The organism is Streptomyces flavovariabilis (genome assembly GCF_000725785.1).
GTDB lineage: Bacteria > Actinomycetota > Actinomycetes > Streptomycetales > Streptomycetaceae > Streptomyces > Streptomyces hawaiiensis.
The window spans coordinates 1-304 of record NZ_JNXD01000103.1; the positions used below are offsets into that span (position 1 = coordinate 1).

Sequence of the window (304 nt, forward strand, 5' to 3'; positions counted from 1 at the left end):
CATGTCGTGAAGGCCCAGCCCGCAGGCGGCCTTCCACCGCAGATCGCACCGCAGTTCCTGGACCGTCTCGAAGTCCGACAGCCCGTGCAGGGCCTGCAAGGTGATCGCGGCGGCCAGGATCTGCGGCGGCATGCTCGGCCGTCCGTTCGCCGACGGGTACATGTCCGTGAACATCTCAGCCGGGAACAGCTCGCCACGATGCTCGGCCAGGAACGCGAACACGCTCCCGGCCGGGATCAGATCCCGGCACGTCTCCCACACGTCCGGACCGACCATCTCGCCGACCCACTCACCCATCGCCACA

Annotated in this window: 1 protein-coding gene; it reads right to left on the reverse strand. The window is 68.1% G+C overall.

The window, feature by feature from the left end:
• Positions 1-276, reverse strand: a 276-nt coding sequence (locus IO24_RS45055; protein WP_167551665.1) for a transposase, incomplete at its 3' end; no start/stop codon positions are given.
• Between the last annotated feature and the right edge of the window lie 28 nt (positions 277-304).